The sequence below is a fragment of the Burkholderia stabilis genome, assembly GCF_001742165.1.
Taxonomy (GTDB): domain Bacteria; phylum Pseudomonadota; class Gammaproteobacteria; order Burkholderiales; family Burkholderiaceae; genus Burkholderia; species Burkholderia stabilis.
Map to the genome: position 1 here is coordinate 1,197,255 of NZ_CP016442.1, position 17,359 is coordinate 1,214,613.

The 17,359-nt window shown below is 64.8% G+C and carries 15 protein-coding genes; 1 reads left to right on the forward strand and 14 read right to left on the reverse strand.

Features of this window, described 5'->3' with window-relative positions; translation table 11 throughout:
- Positions 1-20: 20 nt before the first annotated feature.
- The 11 genes from phoR to BBJ41_RS05630 all read right to left on the reverse strand — a co-directional run bounded on the left by phoR (position 21) and on the right by BBJ41_RS05630 (position 12,244).
- Positions 21-1,340 (reverse strand): phosphate regulon sensor histidine kinase PhoR, encoded by a 1,320-nt coding sequence (gene phoR, locus BBJ41_RS05580; protein ID WP_069745667.1) that lies wholly within the window; start codon positions 1,338-1,340, stop codon positions 21-23.
- Between the two features lie 57 nt (positions 1,341-1,397).
- Positions 1,398-2,099 carry a phosphate regulon transcriptional regulator PhoB gene (gene phoB / locus BBJ41_RS05585; RefSeq protein ID WP_027787869.1) on the reverse strand — a complete coding sequence of 234 codons (702 nt, stop codon included), beginning with the start codon at positions 2,097-2,099 and terminating at the stop codon, positions 1,398-1,400.
- 31 nt (positions 2,100-2,130) lie between these two features.
- Positions 2,131-2,835 (reverse strand): phosphate signaling complex protein PhoU, encoded by a 705-nt coding sequence (phoU, locus tag BBJ41_RS05590; RefSeq protein ID WP_069745668.1) that lies wholly within the window; start codon positions 2,833-2,835, stop codon positions 2,131-2,133.
- Between the two features lie 18 nt (positions 2,836-2,853).
- Positions 2,854-3,702 (reverse strand): phosphate ABC transporter ATP-binding protein PstB, encoded by an 849-nt coding sequence (pstB, locus tag BBJ41_RS05595; protein WP_069745669.1) that lies wholly within the window; start codon positions 3,700-3,702, stop codon positions 2,854-2,856.
- Between the two features lie 15 nt (positions 3,703-3,717).
- On the reverse strand, positions 3,718-4,611 hold the full coding sequence (gene pstA, locus BBJ41_RS05600) for a phosphate ABC transporter permease PstA (protein ID WP_069745670.1): 894 nt from the start codon (positions 4,609-4,611) through the stop codon (positions 3,718-3,720).
- Entirely contained in the window at positions 4,608-5,594 is a 987-nt protein-coding gene (pstC, locus tag BBJ41_RS05605) for a phosphate ABC transporter permease PstC (RefSeq protein WP_069745671.1), read from the reverse strand. Before pstC ends, pstA begins: the two co-directional genes overlap by 4 nt.
- 94 nt (positions 5,595-5,688) lie before the next feature.
- Positions 5,689-6,723, reverse strand: a complete 1,035-nt coding sequence (pstS, locus tag BBJ41_RS05610; RefSeq protein ID WP_069745672.1) for a phosphate ABC transporter substrate-binding protein PstS — start codon at positions 6,721-6,723, stop codon at positions 5,689-5,691.
- A 441-nt stretch (positions 6,724-7,164) separates the two neighbouring features.
- Positions 7,165-8,520, reverse strand: a complete 1,356-nt coding sequence (glmM, locus tag BBJ41_RS05615; protein ID WP_069745673.1) for a phosphoglucosamine mutase — start codon at positions 8,518-8,520, stop codon at positions 7,165-7,167.
- 27 nt (positions 8,521-8,547) lie between these two features.
- Positions 8,548-9,441 carry a dihydropteroate synthase gene (gene folP, locus BBJ41_RS05620; protein ID WP_156814747.1) on the reverse strand — a complete coding sequence of 298 codons (894 nt, stop codon included), beginning with the start codon at positions 9,439-9,441 and terminating at the stop codon, positions 8,548-8,550.
- A 75-nt stretch (positions 9,442-9,516) separates the two neighbouring features.
- Positions 9,517-11,415 (reverse strand): ATP-dependent zinc metalloprotease FtsH, encoded by a 1,899-nt coding sequence (gene ftsH, locus BBJ41_RS05625; RefSeq protein ID WP_069745675.1) that lies wholly within the window; start codon positions 11,413-11,415, stop codon positions 9,517-9,519.
- Positions 11,416-11,581: 166 nt separating this feature from the next.
- Positions 11,582-12,244, reverse strand: coding sequence for an RlmE family RNA methyltransferase (locus tag BBJ41_RS05630; RefSeq protein ID WP_069745676.1), 663 nt, complete (start codon positions 12,242-12,244; stop codon positions 11,582-11,584).
- A 193-nt stretch (positions 12,245-12,437) separates the two neighbouring features.
- Between BBJ41_RS05630 and BBJ41_RS05635 the strand changes: the two genes are divergently transcribed.
- On the forward strand, positions 12,438-12,965 hold the full coding sequence (locus BBJ41_RS05635) for a YhbY family RNA-binding protein (RefSeq protein ID WP_069745677.1): 528 nt from the start codon (positions 12,438-12,440) through the stop codon (positions 12,963-12,965).
- A gap of 48 nt (positions 12,966-13,013) precedes the next feature.
- Here the strand turns inward: BBJ41_RS05635 and BBJ41_RS05640 are convergent, their stop codons facing one another.
- From BBJ41_RS05640 to carB, 3 genes are all read right to left on the reverse strand, one after another.
- Positions 13,014-13,472, reverse strand: coding sequence for a DUF4149 domain-containing protein (locus tag BBJ41_RS05640; RefSeq protein WP_069745678.1), 459 nt, complete (start codon positions 13,470-13,472; stop codon positions 13,014-13,016).
- Positions 13,473-13,486: 14 nt separating this feature from the next.
- A complete protein-coding gene (gene greA / locus BBJ41_RS05645; protein WP_069745679.1) occupies positions 13,487-13,963 on the reverse strand; it encodes a transcription elongation factor GreA in 477 nt (158 codons plus the stop codon).
- A gap of 118 nt (positions 13,964-14,081) precedes the next feature.
- Positions 14,082-17,336 carry a carbamoyl-phosphate synthase large subunit gene (gene carB, locus BBJ41_RS05650; RefSeq protein WP_069745680.1) on the reverse strand — a complete coding sequence of 1,085 codons (3,255 nt, stop codon included), beginning with the start codon at positions 17,334-17,336 and terminating at the stop codon, positions 14,082-14,084.
- Positions 17,337-17,359 lie beyond the last annotated feature (23 nt).

The following is a 17,359-nucleotide window of genomic DNA, read 5'->3' on the forward strand; positions in this document are numbered from 1 at the left end:
CAGACGATGCCGTTACACGATCACGCCTCGTACGCCGCCGGCCGGATCGCGATGATGCGCGAGCCCGGGAACCGCGCGGTGAACGTGCTGCCGCGCCCTTCCTCGCTCTGCACGTACAGGTGCGCGTCGTGCCGCTGCAGCACGTGCTTGACGATCGCAAGCCCGAGCCCCGTGCCGCCCGTATCGCGCGAGCGGCTGCGATCGACGCGATAGAAGCGTTCGGTCAGCCGCGGCAAATCGGCGGCCGGAATGCCGAAGCCGCTGTCCGTGACGGAAAACACGCCTTGCGCGCCTTCGCGCCGCCACGACACGGCGATCTTGCCGCCGTCCGGCGTATAGCGGATCGCGTTCGTGACGAGATTCGCGAATGCACTGAACAGCTCCGTTTGCGAGCCCGTGACGCCGAGTGTCTCGTCGATCGTGAACGCGATGTCGTGATGCCCGTTCGACAGTGTCTGCGCGTCCTCCTTCAGATGGTCGAACACCGCACGCATGTCGATCGCGCGATCGAGCGGCGGCTTGCTCTCGCCTTCGAGCTTCGCGAGCACCAGCAGATCGGTGACGATGTGCCGCATCCGCGATGCCTGCTGCTCCATCATCTCGAGATAGCGTGCGCGGTCTTCCTCGTTCAGCGGCAGTTCGCGCATCGTCTCGAGGAAGCCCGACAGCACGGTGAGCGGCGTCTTCAGTTCGTGCGACACGTTCGCGACGAAGTCGCGCCGCATCGCGTCGGTGCGCTCGAGCTCGGTGATGTCCTGCGTCAGCAGCAGCTTGCGGTTCTCGCCGTACGGAAACACCTGCACGGCCAGCACGTTCTGCCGCGAGCCGCCCATGCCGCGCATCACGAGCGTCTCGTCGTAATGCTGCGCATTCAGGTAGCGGACGAAATCGGGATGCCGCACGAGATTGGTGATGTGCTGGCGCAGGTCGCGCTTCGCGTCGAGGCCGAAATGGACCTCGGCGATCTCGTTGCACCACTCGATCTGGTCGTGGTCGTCGAGCATCGCGACGCCGTTCGGCGATGCCTGGATCGCCTGGATGAAGCGCGAGTGCTGCTGTTCGACCTGCCGTACCTGCGCATGCCACTGCTTCGCGAGCTTGTGCAGACGATAGTAGATCTCGCCCCAGATGCCCGGCGCGCTCGGCACTTCGCCGTAGACCGGCGCGTCGAGCAGACGCCACAGACGCTGCGTGTGGAAGGTGCTGAAAAAGCCCTGTGCGACCAGCATCACGGCCACGAACACGAGGCCCGCGGTCGGGCCGGCGAAGACGCCGACCAACACGCCGATCAGCACGAGCAGCACGAGCGACACCAGAAAGCGCGCCCAGATGATGTTCATGATTCAGCGTCCGAAAGAATGAACGGCATGCCGTGGCACACGGCATGCCCGGATACGTTACGCGTGCTTCGCGAGCCGGTAGCCGCTGCCGCGCACGGTCTCGATCATCGCATCGCAACCGGCCGGTTTCAAGGCCGCGCGCAATCGTTTGATGTGCACGTCGACGGTGCGCTCCTCGACGAACACGTGGTCGCCCCACACCTGGTCGAGCAGTTGCGTGCGGCTGTGCACGCGCTCCGGATGCGTCATGAAGAAATGCAGCAGGCGGAATTCGGTCGGGCCGAGATCGAGCTTGATCTCGCTGCCTTCCGCATGTGCGGCGACGCGATGCGTGGCCGGGTCGAGGCGCAGCCCGTTGATCGACACCACGTCCTCGGTCAGCTGCGGCGCGCGACGGCGCAGCACGGCCTTGATGCGCGCCATCAGCTCCTTCGGCGAGAACGGCTTCGTCACGTAGTCGTCCGCGCCGATCTCGAGGCCGAGCACCTTGTCCTGCTCGTCGCCGCGCGCGGTGAGCATGATGATCGGGATGTGTTTGGTCCGTTCGTTGTTGCGCAGGTCGCGCGCGAACGCGATACCGGACTTGCCCGGCAGCATCCAGTCGAGCAGCACGAGATCGGGCAGCACGTCGCTGATCAGGTTCTGCGCCTGTTCGGCGTTGTACGCACGGATCGGGCAGTGACCGGCGTGCTGGAGATTCACCGAGATCAGTTCGGAAATCGCGGGCTCATCTTCAACGACGAGAATGTTGCTGGGCATCGGCACCTCTTGTTTTCCTGTGCGGGTCGCGTTAACTGTTGGCTTCGCGGTCGAGCGTGTCGCGCGGCTGGTGCCGCACGTCCGTGCCCTTCACGATGTAGATGATGAATTCGGCGATGTTCTTCGCGTGGTCGCCGATCCGTTCGATCGCCTTCGCGATGAACAGGTATTCGAGGCCGACCGAGATCGTGCGCGGATCTTCCTGCATGTACGACACGAGCTTGCGCACGAACGCGCGGAATTCCAGGTCGATTTCCTTGTCGTCCTTGACGATCTGCGCGGCGGCCACCGTATCGAGGCGCGCAAACGCGTCGAGCGCGCGACGCAGGATCGACACGGCCATCTCGCCCGACACCTTGATCTCGGCGATGTTGACCGCGCGCGCGGCCGGTTCGTCGACCAGGCGGCGCACGCGCTTCGCGATCTTCTCGGCTTCGTCGCCGGCGCGTTCGAGGTTCGTAATCGTTTTCGAAATCGACATCAAAAGACGCAGGTCGCGCGCAGCAGGCTGCCTCCGCGCGATGATGTTGCCGCACTCCTGGTCGATGTCGACTTCCATCGCGTTCAGCGTTTCCTCGGCGGTGATCACCTTCTCCGCCGCGTCGCGATCGAACTCGTTCAGCGCGTACATCGCGCCGACGATCTGCGACTCGACGAGCCCGCCCATTTCCAGCACTTTCGACGACACGGCATTGAGGTCCGCGTCGAACTGGCTCGACAGATGTTTATCCGACATGGCTGTTGTTCTCCGTCATCAGCCGAAGCGGCCGGTGATGTAGTCTTCCGTTTCCTTGCGCACGGGCTTGATGAAGATCTTTTCGGTTTCGCCGAACTCGATCAGCTCGCCCAGGTACATGTAGGCCGTGTAATCCGAGCAGCGTGCGGCCTGCTGCATGTTGTGCGTGACGATCACGACCGTGTAGTCGCTCTTCAGCTCCGCGATCAGCTCCTCGATGCGGCCCGTCGAAATCGGGTCGAGCGCCGAGCACGGTTCGTCGAGCAGCAGCACTTCCGGACGGATCGCGATGCCGCGCGCAATGCACAGACGCTGCTGCTGGCCGCCCGACAGGCCGTAGCCGCTCTGGCCCAGCTTGTCCTTCACTTCGTTCCACAGCGCGGCCTTCGTGAGCGCCCACTCGACGCGGTCGTCCATTTCCGAACGCGTGAGCTTTTCGAACATCTTCACGCCGAACGCGATGTTGTCGTAGATCGACATCGGGAACGGGGTCGGCTTCTGGAACACCATGCCGATGCGCGCGCGCAGCAGCGAGATATCGCGCTTCGTCGTCAGCAGGTTCTCGCCGTCCATCAGGATTTCGCCTTCGGCGCGCTGCTCCGGATAGAGCGCGAACATCTTGTTGAACGTGCGCAGCAGCGTCGACTTGCCGCAACCCGACGGGCCGATGAACGCCGTCACCTTCCCTTCGGGAATGCGCAGGTTGATGTTCTTCAGCGCGTGGAACTTGTTGTAGAAGAAGTTGAGGTTGTTGACCTCGATCTTCGCGTTCAGCGGCTCGAGCGGGCGGTCGTTCGCCGCATCGTGCGCGCCGGCGGGCGCAGCGGTGCGCTCGACAGGGTTCAGGTGGCTTTCTGCCATATTCATCGGATCGCTCCGCCGTTACTTTTTCGAGAAGATCGAGCGCGCCAGGATGTTGAGTCCGAGCACCCCGAGCGTAATCAGGAACACGCCTGCCCATGCGAGCGACTGCCACTCCGCGAACGGGCTCATCGCGAACTTGAAGATCGTGACGGGCAGGTTCGCCATCGGCTGGCTCATGTCGAACGAGAAGAACTGGTTCGACAGTGCCGTGAAGAGGAGCGGCGCCGTTTCGCCGGCGATGCGCGCAACCGCGAGCAGCACGCCGGTCGTAATCCCGCCGAGCGATGCGCGCAGCGTGATCTTCAGCACCATCCGCCACTTCGGCGTACCGAGCGCGAACGCTGCTTCGCGCAGCGCGTTCGGCACGAGCTTCAGCATGTTCTCGGTCGTGCGGATCACGATCGGAATCTGCAGCAGCGCCAGCGCAATGACGCCGGCCCAGCCCGAAAAGCGCCCCGACTTCGCGACGACGATCGCGTACACGAACAGGCCGACGACGATCGACGGCGCGGACAGCAGGATGTCGTTGATGAAGCGGATCGTGCCGGCGAGCAGGTTCTTCTGGCCGTACTCGGCGAGATAGACGCCTGCGAGGATGCCGATCGGCGTGCCGATCAGCGTGCCGAAACCGCACAGCAGCAAGCTGCCGACGATCGCGTTCGCGAGACCGCCGCCTTCGGTGTTCGGCGGCGGCGTCGATTCGGTGAATAGCTGAAGCGACAGGCCGCCGATGCCGAGATGCAGCGTCGTGTAGAGAATCCACACGAGCCACAGCAGGCCGAATGCCATCGCGCCGAGCGATGCGGCGAGCGCGACCGCGTTGACGGCCTTGCGGCGGCGCTGCAGGCGGTTGCGCATCGCGTCGAGCGCGGCGCCGCTCGGCCCCGGGAAATTCATGATGGGCTCGCTCATTTCTTGCCCTCTCCCTTCTCGAGACGAAGCAGCAGCAGTTTGGAGATGGACAGCACGATGAACGTGATCACGAACAGGATCAGGCCCAGTTCCATCAGCGCGGACGTATGCAGGCCCGGTTGCGCTTCCGCGAATTCGTTCGCGAGCGCCGACGTGATGCTGTTGCCCGGCGCGAACAGCGACACGCTGTCGAGCAGGTTGGTGTTGCCGATCACGAACGTCACGGCCATCGTTTCGCCGAGCGCGCGGCCGAGGCCGAGCATCACGCCGCCGATCACGCCGGTCTTCGTATAGGGCAGCACGACCTTCCACATCACTTCCCAGGTCGTGCAGCCGATCCCGTAGGCCGATTCCTTCAGCAGCACGGGCGTGACTTCGAACACGTCGCGCATCACCGACGCGATGTACGGGATGATCATGATCGCGAGGATCACACCGGCCGCGAGGATGCCGATGCCGATCGGCGGGCCGGACGTCAGCGGCCCGAGCACCCACACGTCCTTGAGCAGACGGCCGAGCGGCTTCTGGAAGTATTCGGCGAAGATCGGCGCGAACACGAGCAGCCCCCACATGCCGTACACGATCGACGGAATCGCGGCGAGCAGCTCGATCGCGATACCGAGCGGACGGCGCAGCCACACGGGCGACAATTCGGTGAGGAACAAGGCGATGCCGAAACTGACGGGCACCGCGATGACGAGCGCAATGACCGACGTCACGATCGTGCCGTAGATCGGCACGAGAGCGCCATAGATGTCCGAGTTGGGATCCCACTCGGATTGCCACAGGAAGCCGAGGCCGAACTTCTGGATGGTCGGCATCGACGCAATGATCAGGGAAACGATGATCCCGCCCAGCAGCAGCAGGGTCACGATCGCGGCGAGCCGTGCGAGGCCGCCGAATACAACGTCCCCGAGACGGCTCGGCGCGTGTTGCTGCGCAACGTCGGCGGACCGTGAGGACGTATAGGAAATATCAGACATGGGTGCCTGCTTTTGAATGCCGGGCGCCGTAACGCCCGGCTTTACCGCACACACTGCCCGACCGGCACGGCCGGGCAGCGAACCGCTGCATTGCTTACTCGGCGGCGACCGACTTGCCCGATGCGTCCGTCACCTTCGCCTTCCACTGCTTGCGGATTTCCGTCTCGACCGCCGGCGGCAGCGAGATGTAGTCGAGGCTGTCAGCGGCCTTCTCGCCGTTCTTGAACGCCCAGCTGAAGAACTTCAGCGTTTCCGCGCCCTGTTCCGGCTTGTCCTGCTTCGCGTGCAGCAGCACGAACGTCGCGCCGACGACCGGCCATGCTTCCTTGCCCGGCTGGTTCGTCAGGATCTGGTAGAACGACTTCGACCAGTTCGCGCCGGCAGCAGCGGCCTTGAACGTTTCCGTCTTCGGCTCGACCACCGTGCCCGTCGAGTTCTTCAGGGCCGTGTAGACCATGTTGTTCTTCTTCGCGTACGCCCACTCGACGTAGCCGATCGCGCCCGGCAGACGCTGCACGAAGGCTGCGACGCCGTCGTTGCCCTTGCCGCCCGTGCCCGTCGGCCAGTTGACCGTCGTGCCTTCGCCGATCTTCGACTTCCACTCGTCGTTGACCTTCGACAGGTAGTTCGTCCAGATGAAGCTCGTGCCCGAACCGTCAGCGCGGCGAACCACGGCGATGTCCGTATCCGGCAGCTTGACCTTCGGGTTCAGCGCGGCGATCGCCGGGTCGTTCCACTTCTTGATCTTGCCGAGGTAGATGTCGCCGAGCACCGGGCCCGACAGCGTCAGTTCGCCGGACTTCACGCCCGGCACGTTGACGACCGGCACCACGCCGCCGACCACCGTCGGGAACTGGAACAGGCCTTCCTTCGCGAGCTCGTCATCCTTCAGCGGAGCGTCCGAACCGGCAAAATCGACCGTCTTCGCGACGATCTGCTTCAGGCCGCCCGACGAACCGATACCTTGGTAGTTGACCTTCGAACCACCGGACTGCTGGTAGTCGGCAGCCCATTTCGTATAGATCGGCATCGCGAACGTGCTGCCTGCGCCCGTGATGTCGGCAGCTTGCGCAGCAACGGCGAAAAGCGCGCCAGCCAGGCCGGCAATCGCGGTTTGCATCAATTTCATGAGACCTCCAGTGTGTGAGCGGATGACTACGGCACCGCGAAGGTTAGGGGCTCCTCATGACGGTAATGTGACAATCGATGAAACTGGCGTGACAGTAACATGACTGGTTGAAAGGGAGTAGCGGACACCGCACAGGTGGCGGCCGAGCGGCGATGAAGGCAAGAATTGCCGCCCTGGCAAGGAAGAGGCGGGTACCCGTTTTCGGGTGTGCGGGCGAATCGTAGCGCAGCGTCTGCGGCGCGGGAAGCCCCTGCCCGCGGCAGTTTCGATATTCGGGGTCGGAAGATAGCGACGGTCAGGCCATCCGGTTGCCGACACCCCACTATTAGGTATCGCAAACCTTTGCGTCTGACGAAATTGCGGCGCCCGAAGGCGCCGCATGCAGGTTCACCGGAAAGCCGGTGCGCAGGCGGCAAGGCCGCCCCGCGCCGATGCCGGATGTCAGGTCGTCGCCGCGCGCACCGCGTCGGCAATCGTCTCCGCGTGGCGGACCGCGTCGGCCGCCTGCTGCGCTTCGACCATCACGCGCAGCACGGGCTCCGTGCCCGATGCGCGGATCAGCACGCGGCCGCTGCCGGCGAGCGCGGCTTCGGCTGCGTCGATCGCGGCGCGAATCGATGTGCTGCCCTTCCAGTCGGCGCCCGGCTTCATCCGCACGTTGATCAGCTTCTGCGGGAACAGCGTGACGCCATCGAGCATCTGCCCGAGCGTTTGACCGCTGCGCTTCAGCGCGGCCAGCACGAGCAGCGCCGACACGATGCCGTCGCCGGTCGAATGCCGGTCGAGCGACAGGATGTGGCCCGAGCCTTCCGCGCCGAGCTGCCAGCCGTGCTCGCGCAACTGTTCGAGCACGTAGCGGTCACCGACCGCCGCGCGGACGAACTTCACGCCCTCGCGTTGCAGCGCGACTTCGACGGCGAGGTTCGTCATCAGCGTGCCGACCGCGCCGTCGACCTTGCCGTCGGTCGCGATCCGGTCCTTTACAAGCACGTAGAGCAGCTCGTCGCCGTTGTACAGGCGCCCGGCTGCGTCGACGACCTGCAGGCGATCCGCGTCGCCGTCGAGCGCAATGCCGAGATCGGCGTGGTTCGCGCGCACCGCGCGCACCAGCGCATCCGGCGCGGTCGCACCGACGCCGTCGTTGATGTTGAAGCCGTTCGGCGCGACGCCGATCGGGATCACATCCGCGCCGAGCTCGTGGAACACGTGCGGCGCGATCTGGTACGCGGCGCCGTGCGCGCAATCGATCACGAGCTTCAGGCCGCGCAGGTCGAACGCCGCCGGGAACGTGCTCTTGCAGAACTCGATGTAGCGGCCGGCCGCGTCGTCGAGACGGCGCGCCTTGCCGAGGCCGTCGGACGATGCGCATTCGAGCGGCTTGTCGAGCCACGCTTCGATCGCGGCTTCGGTGTCGTCAGGCAGCTTGTTGCCGTCGGCGGAGAAAAACTTGATCCCGTTGTCGTGATACGGGTTGTGCGACGCGCTGATCACGACGCCGGCCGACAGGCGCAGCGCGCGCGTCAGGTACGCGACACCCGGCGTCGGCATCGGGCCGGCCAGCATCACGTCGACGCCGGCCGCCGAGAACCCTGCCTCGAGCGCGGCTTCGAGCATATAGCCCGAGACGCGCGTGTCCTTGCCGATCAGCACGGTCGGACGCGAGCCTGTCGCGACGTCGGCCGAGCCGGCCAGTACCTTGCCGGCCGCATAGCCGAGACGCAACACGAAATCGGGCGTGATCGGCGCCTCACCCACCGTGCCGCGAATGCCGTCCGTGCCGAAATATCGACGTCCCATAAGGTCCTTCCTCCTTCGTCTTCTGACTTATCGTTGCCGCGCGGCTTCGCGCACGGCATTCCAGACTTTCAGTGCATCGACCGTCGCCGCGACGTCGTGCACGCGCACGATCGCGGCGCCGCGCTCGACCGCGCACAACGCGGCCGCCACGCTCGCCGCGACGCGCTCCATCGGCGGCTTGCCGCCGATCACCGCGCCGAGCATCGACTTGCGCGACATGCCCGCGAGTATCGGATATGCGCGCCCGTCGGGCCGCGCGGGCGCCGTGTCCGGCAACGCGGCCAGCAGCGCATAGTTGTCGTCGACGACCGCCTTGCCGAACCCGAAGCCGGGATCGACACAGATTCGCTCCGGCGCAACACCCGCGTTGCGCAGCGCCTGTGCGCGCGCGGCGAGAAAATCGCGCACGTCGGCCACGACGTCGCCGTAATCGGGCTCGCCGACCTGCATCGTCTGCGGTTCGCCGAGCATGTGCATCGCGCACAGCCCGCTGTTGCCGTCGCGCACCGCGTCGATCGCGCCCGGCTGGCGGAACCCCCAGATATCGTTGATCAGGTCCGCGCCGGCGGCCAGCGCCGCGCGCATCACGGCCGGCTTGTAGGTGTCGATCGACAACGGCACGTTCAGCGGCCGCAGCGCCTCGACGAGCGGAATCACGCGCGCGAGTTCCTCGTCGAGCGGCACGGGCGGCGCACCGGGGCGCGTCGACTCACCGCCGATATCGAGGAGATCGGCGCCTTCGGCGATCATCCGCTCGGCCTGGCGCAATGCATCGTCGCGCGCGAGGAAGCGGCCGCCATCGGAGAACGAATCGGGCGTGGCATTGAGAATGCCCATCACCAGCGGGCGCTCGAACGTCAGCACGAAGCGGCCGCACTGGAGCGGAGCGGGAATGAGCGGGGAAACAGCGGAATCGGACACGAGCAACTGGCGTGGATGAATGCAAAACGGGCCGGTGTGAAGCCACACCAGCCCGTGAACGGTGCTAAGCGGAGATTATGCCGCCGGCGAAGCAGGCGCCGGCGCGCTGCCGGGCTTGACCTCTGCACTGCTGCCGCCACCCGACGAATCGCCGCCGACAGCCGGCGAGCTCTTCGGCGAGCGCGGCGGACGGCCTTCCATGATGTCGTTGATCTGATCGGCGTCGATCGTCTCCCACTCCATCAGCGCGGCCGTCATCGCTTCGACCTTGTCGCGGTTCTCGTCGAGCAGGCGACGCGCAAGGTTGTACTGCTCGTCGAGCACACGGCGGATTTCCGAGTCGACCTTCTGCTGCGTCGCTTCCGAGATCGTGCGCGTGAAGCCCCGGCCGAACGGCGACGCATCGTTCTCGTCGTCGACGTAGACCATCGGCCCGAGCGCATCGGTCATGCCGAAGCGTGCAACCATCGCGCGCGCCGTCTGGGTCGCCTTGTTGAAGTCGTCCGATGCGCCCGTGCTGACGAGGTTCATGAACAATTCTTCGGCCACCCGACCACCGAACAGGATCGCGAGGCGGTCCATCAGGTAGTCCTTCGAGTACGTCTCGTTGTCATGCTCCGGCAACTGCCACGTGACACCCAGCGCACGACCGCGCGGGATGATCGTGACCTTGTGCACCGGGTCGGCCTTCGGCAGCAGCTTCGCGATCACCGCGTGGCCCGACTCGTGGTAAGCCGTTGCGCGCTTCGCTTCTTCGCGGATCACGGCCGACTTGCGCTCCGGACCCATGAAGATCTTGTCCTTCGCGTCCTCGAAATCCTGCATCTCGACGATACGCTTGCCGCGACGTGCGGCGAACAGCGCAGCCTCGTTCACGAGGTTCGCGAGATCGGCGCCCGAGAAGCCCGGCGTGCCGCGCGCGATGACTGCCGCATCGACGTCGTTCGAGATCGGTACCTTGCGCAGGTGCACACGCATGATCTGCTCGCGGCCGCGGATGTCCGGCAGGCCGACATAGACCTGGCGGTCGAAACGGCCCGGACGCAGCAGCGCCTTGTCGAGCACGTCGGAACGGTTGGTCGCGGCGATCACGATCACGCCCGAGTTCGCTTCGAAGCCGTCCATCTCGACGAGCATCTGGTTCAGCGTCTGTTCGCGTTCGTCGTTGCCGCCGCCCATGCCGGCGCCGCGATGACGGCCGACCGCGTCGATTTCGTCGATGAACACGATGCACGGTGCATGCTTCTTCGCCTGCTCGAACATGTCGCGCACACGAGCCGCGCCGACACCGACGAACATTTCGACGAAGTCCGAACCCGAGATGCTGAAGAACGGCACCTTCGCTTCACCGGCGATCGCGCGAGCGAGCAGCGTCTTGCCGGTACCCGGCGGGCCGACGAGCAGCACGCCGCGCGGAATGCGACCGCCCAGCTTCTGGAATTTCTGCGGATCACGCAGGAAGTCGACGAGTTCGGACACTTCTTCCTTCGCTTCGTCGCAGCCCGCGACGTCGGAGAAGTTCACCGCGTTGTTGTTCTCGTCGATCAGCCGCGCGCGCGATTTCCCGAACGAGAATGCGCCGCCTTTGCCGCCCCCCTGCATCTGCCTCATCATGTAGAACCAGAACACGATGATCAGGATCGTCGGCCCGAGGTAGTACAGCGCGGACATCAGCGCGTTCGGCTCGTCATCGGCCTTGCCGCTGACCTGCACGCCGTACTTCATCAGATCGCCGACCATCCAGATGTCGCCGGGCGACACGATCTGGTATTTCTGGCCATCAGCCGGAGTGACGGTGAGGTTGCGCCCCTGAACGATGACGTTCTTGACCTTGCCGTTCTTGGCGTCGTCCATGAACTGCGAATAGGACACGCCTTCCTGGACGCGGGGCTTGTCGAACTGCTTGAACACCGTAAACAGCACCAGTGCGATCACCAGCCACACCGCTGCCTTCGAAAACATATTGTTGTTCAAAGCACCACTCCTTCACTCGTAGACGAGCGCCTACATTTACCTTGCGGCGCCCCTCGGTCATTCTAATCCAGTCCGACCACCCCCGCCATAAGCATTGACAACCGCTGCGATAGCGATTCGCTTGTCTGGCAAGGGCCGGAGCCCGTTTCCGGCACTCCGCTCCGCGTCAGCGCGGATGCTTCAGATGCCGGCCCAAAATGAACGTTTCGGACGATTTGTCGCGGGACGCCTTCGGCTTGCGCGGCGCGACAGTCTTAAACTGCTGTTTGAATTTCTCGACGATCTGGCTGTAGCCGCTGCCATGAAAACACTTCACGAGCAGCGCACCATCCGGTTTCAGATGATTCTGCGCGAATTCGAGCGCCAGATCGCACAGATGCTCGATGCGCGCCGCGTCCGCCGAGGCCACGCCGGAGAGGTTGGGGGCCATGTCCGAAATAACAAGGTCCACCGGGCGACCTTCGAGCACTTCTTCGAGCTGGTGAAGCACTTCGTCCTCACGGAAGTCGCCCTGGATGAAGTGCACGTCGGCGACCGGCTCCATCGGCAGCAAGTCGAGCGCAATGATCGTGCCGTCGATGCCGCCTTCGCGCGCCGCATCGCGCTTCTTGCCCTGAGAGAGCTTGTTGCGGGCATACTGGCTCCAGCTGCCCGGCGTCGCGCCGAGGTCGACGATCACCTGGCCGGGACGGATCAGCTTGTCCTGCTCGTCGATTTCCTTCAGCTTGTACGCGGCACGCGCGCGATAGCCCTCCCGCTGCGCCATTTTGACGTACGGGTCGTTGATGTGGTCGTGCAGCCAGTGCTGGTTAAAGCGATTTTTTGCCATTCGAGAGAGAGATTGCTGCCATTTGCTTCGTGAAGCCGAGCTTTTAGCGGATAATACGCGTCTTCTTCGCGCGGCTACGGCCCCTTTCCGGGCCCAAGCCGCGATTTTACGTGGTTTCGGCGCACGGCTGATGCGGTAACTTCCCGCGATCGCTGTTCAGGCCGCGCGCCCTTAAATAGATTTCGACATTTCCATGCCCGCCCTTTCGCTTTCTCCCGCCGAGCGCTCCGCGCTGCGCTCCCAGGCCCATGCGCTCAAGCCCGTCGTGCTGATCGGCGCCGAAGGGCTGACCGACGCCGTGCTCAAGGAAATCAAGGTGCACCTTGCCGCGCACCAGTTGATCAAGATCCGCGTGTTCGGTGACGAACGCGACGAACGCGTTGCGATCTACGACGAGATCTGCGACCGCCTGAGCGCGGCGCCGATCCAGCACATCGGCAAGCTGCTGGTGATCTGGAAGCCCGAAGCCGCCGCAGCGGCCCCGGCTCGCGGCCGTCGGGCCGGCACGCTGCCGAGCGCGGCCGAAGCCGCCGACGACCGGAAAGGCCGCGCACCGCGCACCGTGAAGGTCGTCAAGGTATCGCCGAACGCGAGCCCGGTGCGTCGTCCGAAGCCGACGAAGGTCGTCGTGCGCGGCAACGAGCGCGTGACGGCGGGCGGCAACGTGAAGCGCGCGAAAAAGCGCCAGGCAAGCACGAAGCGGCCGTTCCAGGACAAGTAATCCCTTGCGCGGCACGGAGCATGCCGTGCCGCCCTGCCCGCGTGACGCTCAGGCGTCGCGCGCCGGCAGGCGCCAGATCAGCATCAGGCCCAGCACGCTCTCGACGAGGTAGAACAGGCTCGAGACGCCGTGCAGCATCCCGAAGCGGCTCGCGTAAGGCGAGTTCGCGATATCGGTGCCCGCATCCATCGCGGCCACGCGCAGTGCGTTCATGAACGGCTGCAGCGCGAAATACCCGACGAGCACACACACGACCATCGCCGCGACGACCCAGCGCACGCGGCGATATTCGCTGCGGCCGCGCCGCACCTGCTGGTTCGACAATGCGAGCAGCAGCACGCCGCACACGACACCGAGGATCGCCTCGATACGGAACAACTGGGCGGCGACCGACCCGGCCGTCATCCGCTCCAGCGTCTTGAACAACACGGGCGCGACCGCATACCCGATCGTCAGCAGGCTGCCGACCCACACGGCCGACAGCAGACGGAACACGCGATGCGGCATCACGTCGCCCCGCTTCAGACGTAGCTGACCGAGATGATTTCGTACTCGCGCACGCCGCTCGGCGCCTGCACGGCAGCGACATCACCTTCGGACTTGCCGATCAGTGCGCGTGCGATCGGCGAGCTGACCGAGATCAGGCCGTGATCGATATCGGCTTCGTCGTCGCCGACGATCTGATACTTGACGGTGTCGCCCGACTCGAGATCCTCGAGCTCGACCGTCGCGGCAAACACCACGCGGCCATCGGCGTCGAGTACCGTCGGATCGATGATTTGCGCGGCGGACAGCTTCGATTCGAGTTCCGCGATGCGACCCTCGATGAAGCCCTGCTTTTCCTTCGCGGCGTCGTATTCGGCGTTTTCGGACAGGTCGCCCTGGGCGCGGGCCTCCGCGATCGCGTTGATCACGGCCGGCCGCTCGATGGACTTGAGGCGCTGCAATTCATCGCGCAGTTGCCCCGCGCCACGCTTTGTCAACGGAATGGTGCTCATAAACGGCTCAATAGCTAAAAACGGCTATAAAAAAAATCACCGCGATTAAGCGCGCTTCCGATGAACTGGAAACACCGCCTAATCGCGGCACGTGTTGCTTCGACAGGTAACTGACTGCTTAGTTTAGGCGAGCGTGAAGACCTTGTAAATCATAGACTTCCAGATCCTTCAGGTAGCGCAAACCTTCGACTGCCGCGCGCGCGCCCGACATCGTCGTGTAGTACGTGACCTTGTGCGCCTGCGCGCTCATGCGGATCGAACGCGAATCGGCGATCGCCTGGCGCGTCTCGTCGACCGTCGTGAACACGAGTGCGATCTCGCCGTTCTTGATCATGTCGACGATGTGCGGACGGCCGTCCTTCACCTTGTTCACGACCTTCACCGGCACGCCGGCCGCTTCGATCGCGGCAGCCGTGCCCTTCGTCGCGACGATCGGGTAGCCGAGGTCGTGCAGCATGCGCGCGACTTCGACCGCCTTCGGCTTGTCGGCGTCCATCACGGTCAGCAGCACCGTGCCCGACTCCGGCAGGCGCGAACCGGCCGCGAGCTGCGACTTGAACAGCGCTTCGCCGAACGTCTGGCCGACACCCATCACTTCGCCGGTCGAACGCATTTCAGGCCCGAGGACCGGATCGACGGTCGGGAACTTGACGAACGGGAACACGGCTTCCTTCACGCTGAAGTACGGCGGCTCGACTTCCTTCGTCACGCCCTGCTGCGCGAGCTTCTGGCCGACCATCGCGCGCGCCGCGATCTTCGCGAGCGGCAGGCTGGTCGCCTTCGACACGTACGGCACCGTGCGCGAGGCGCGCGGGTTCACTTCCAGCACGTAGATGATGTCCTGCTTCGAACCGTCCGCCTGCGGCACCTGCTGGATCGCGAACTGCACGTTCATCAGGCCGACCACGTTCAGCGCCTTCGCCATCGCGCCCGTCTGGCGCTTCAGCTCGGCCACGGTTTCCTTCGACAGCGAGTACGGCGGCAGCGAGCATGCCGAGTCGCCCGAGTGAACGCCCGCCTGCTCGATGTGCTCCATCACGCCGCCGATGAACACGGCTTCGCCGTCGCAGATGCAGTCGACGTCGCACTCGATCGCGTCGTTCAGGAAGCGGTCGAGCAGCACCGGCGAATCGTTCGACACCTTCACGGCCTCGCGCATGTAACGCTCGAGGTCGCGCGGCTCGTGGACGATTTCCATCGCGCGGCCGCCCAGCACGTACGACGGGCGCACGACCAGCGGATAGCCGATTTCCTCGGCGAGCTTGAGCGCTTCGTCTTCGGCGCGTGCGGTGCGGTTCGGCGGCTGGCGCAGGCCGAGGTCCTGCAGCAGCTTCTGGAAGCGTTCGCGGTCTTCGGCCGCGTCGATCATGTCCGGCGACGTGCCGACGATCGGCACACCGTGCGCCTCGAGGTCGAGCGCGAGCTTCAGCGGCGTCTGGCCGCCGTACTGGACGATCACGCCGACCGGCTTTTCCTTGTCGACGATCTCGAGCACGTCTTCGAGCGTCAGCGGCTCGAAGTACAGGCGGTCGGACGTGTCATAGTCGGTCGACACCGTTTCCGGGTTGCAGTTGACCATGATCGTTTCGTAACCGTCCTCGCGCATCGCGAGCGCCGCGTGCACGCAGCAGTAGTCGAACTCGATGCCCTGGCCGATCCGGTTCGGGCCGCCGCCCAGCACCATGATCTTCTTGTTCGTGGTCGGCTGCGCCTCGCACTCTTCCTCGTAGGTCGAGTACATGTAGGCGGTTTTCGTCGCGAACTCGGCTGCGCAGGTGTCGACACGCTTGTAGACCGGGCGCACGTTCAGTTCGACGCGGCGGCGGCGCACGTCTTCCGGCGTCGCGCCGAGCAGCTTCGCGAGGCGGCGGTCGGAGAAACCGCTCTGCTTCAGGTAGCGCAGCTCGTCGAACGACAGCGACGCGAGCGTGCGGCCCGCGAGCGCCTTTTCCTTCAGGATGATCTGCTCGATCTGCTCGAGGAACCACGGGTCGATCGCGGTTTCCGCGAAGATTTCCTCGGCCGTCATGCCGATGCGGAACGCATCGCCGACGTACCAGATGCGGTCCGGGCCCGGCTCGTGGATCTCGATCGCGATCTCGTCGCGGTTGGTCGACTTCTCGTCGAGACCGTCGACACCGACTTCGAGGCCGCGCAGCGCCTTCTGGAACGATTCCTGGAACGTGCGGCCGATCGCCATCACTTCGCCGACCGACTTCATCTGCGTGGTCAGGCGCGAATCGGCTTCGCGGAACTTCTCGAACGCGAAGCGCGGGATCTTGGTGACGACGTAGTCGATCGTCGGCTCGAACGATGCGGGTGTCTGGCCGCCGGTGATTTCGTTCTTCAGCTCGTCGAGCGTGTAGCCGACCGCCAGCTTCGCGGCGACCTTCGCGATCGGGAAGCCCGTCGCCTTCGAGGCGAGCGCCGACGAACGCGACACGCGCGGGTTCATTTCGATGACGACCATGCGGCCGTCCTTCGGGTTGATCGAGAACTGCACGTTCGAGCCGCCCGTGTCGACGCCGATCTCGCGCAGCACCGCGAGCGATGCGTTACGCAGGATCTGGTATTCCTTGTCGGTGAGCGTCTGCGCCGGCGCGACCGTGATCGAGTCGCCGGTGTGCACACCCATCGGGTCGAGGTTCTCGATCGAACAGACGATGATGCAGTTGTCGGCGCGGTCGCGCACGACTTCCATCTCGTATTCCTTCCAGCCGAGCAGCGACTCTTCGATCAGCAGCTCGCGCGTGGGGGAGAGATCGAGACCGCGCTTGCAGATCTCTTCGAACTCTTCGCGGTTGTACGCGATGCCGCCGCCCGAGCCGCCGAGCGTGAACGACGGACGGATCACGACCGGGTAGCCGCTGCCGCCCGTCTCCGCCATGATCTCGCCGTGCACCTTGGTCGCTTCTTCCATCGAGTGCGCGATGCCCGACTTCGCGGAACCGAGACCGATCTTGGTCATCGCTTCCTTGAACTTCTGGCGGTCTTCCGCCTTGTCGATCGCTTCCGGCGATGCGCCGATCAGCTCGACGCCGAACTTCTCGAGCACGCCGTGGTGGTGCAGGTCGAGCGCGCAGTTCAGCGCGGTCTGGCCACCCATCGTCGGCAGGATCGCGTCCGGGCGCTCCTTCTCGATGATGCGCGCGACGACTTCCCACGTGATCGGCTCGATGTAGGTCACGTCGGCCGTGTTCGGGTCCGTCATGATCGTCGCCGGGTTGCTGTTCACGAGGACGACCTTGTAGCCCTCCTCACGCAGCGCCTTGCATGCCTGCGCGCCCGAGTAGTCGAACTCGCACGCCTGGCCGATGATGATCGGGCCGGCGCCGATGATGAGGATGCTCTTGATGTCTGTGCGTTTTGGCATGGCTTGTGAATTCAATAAGTAAT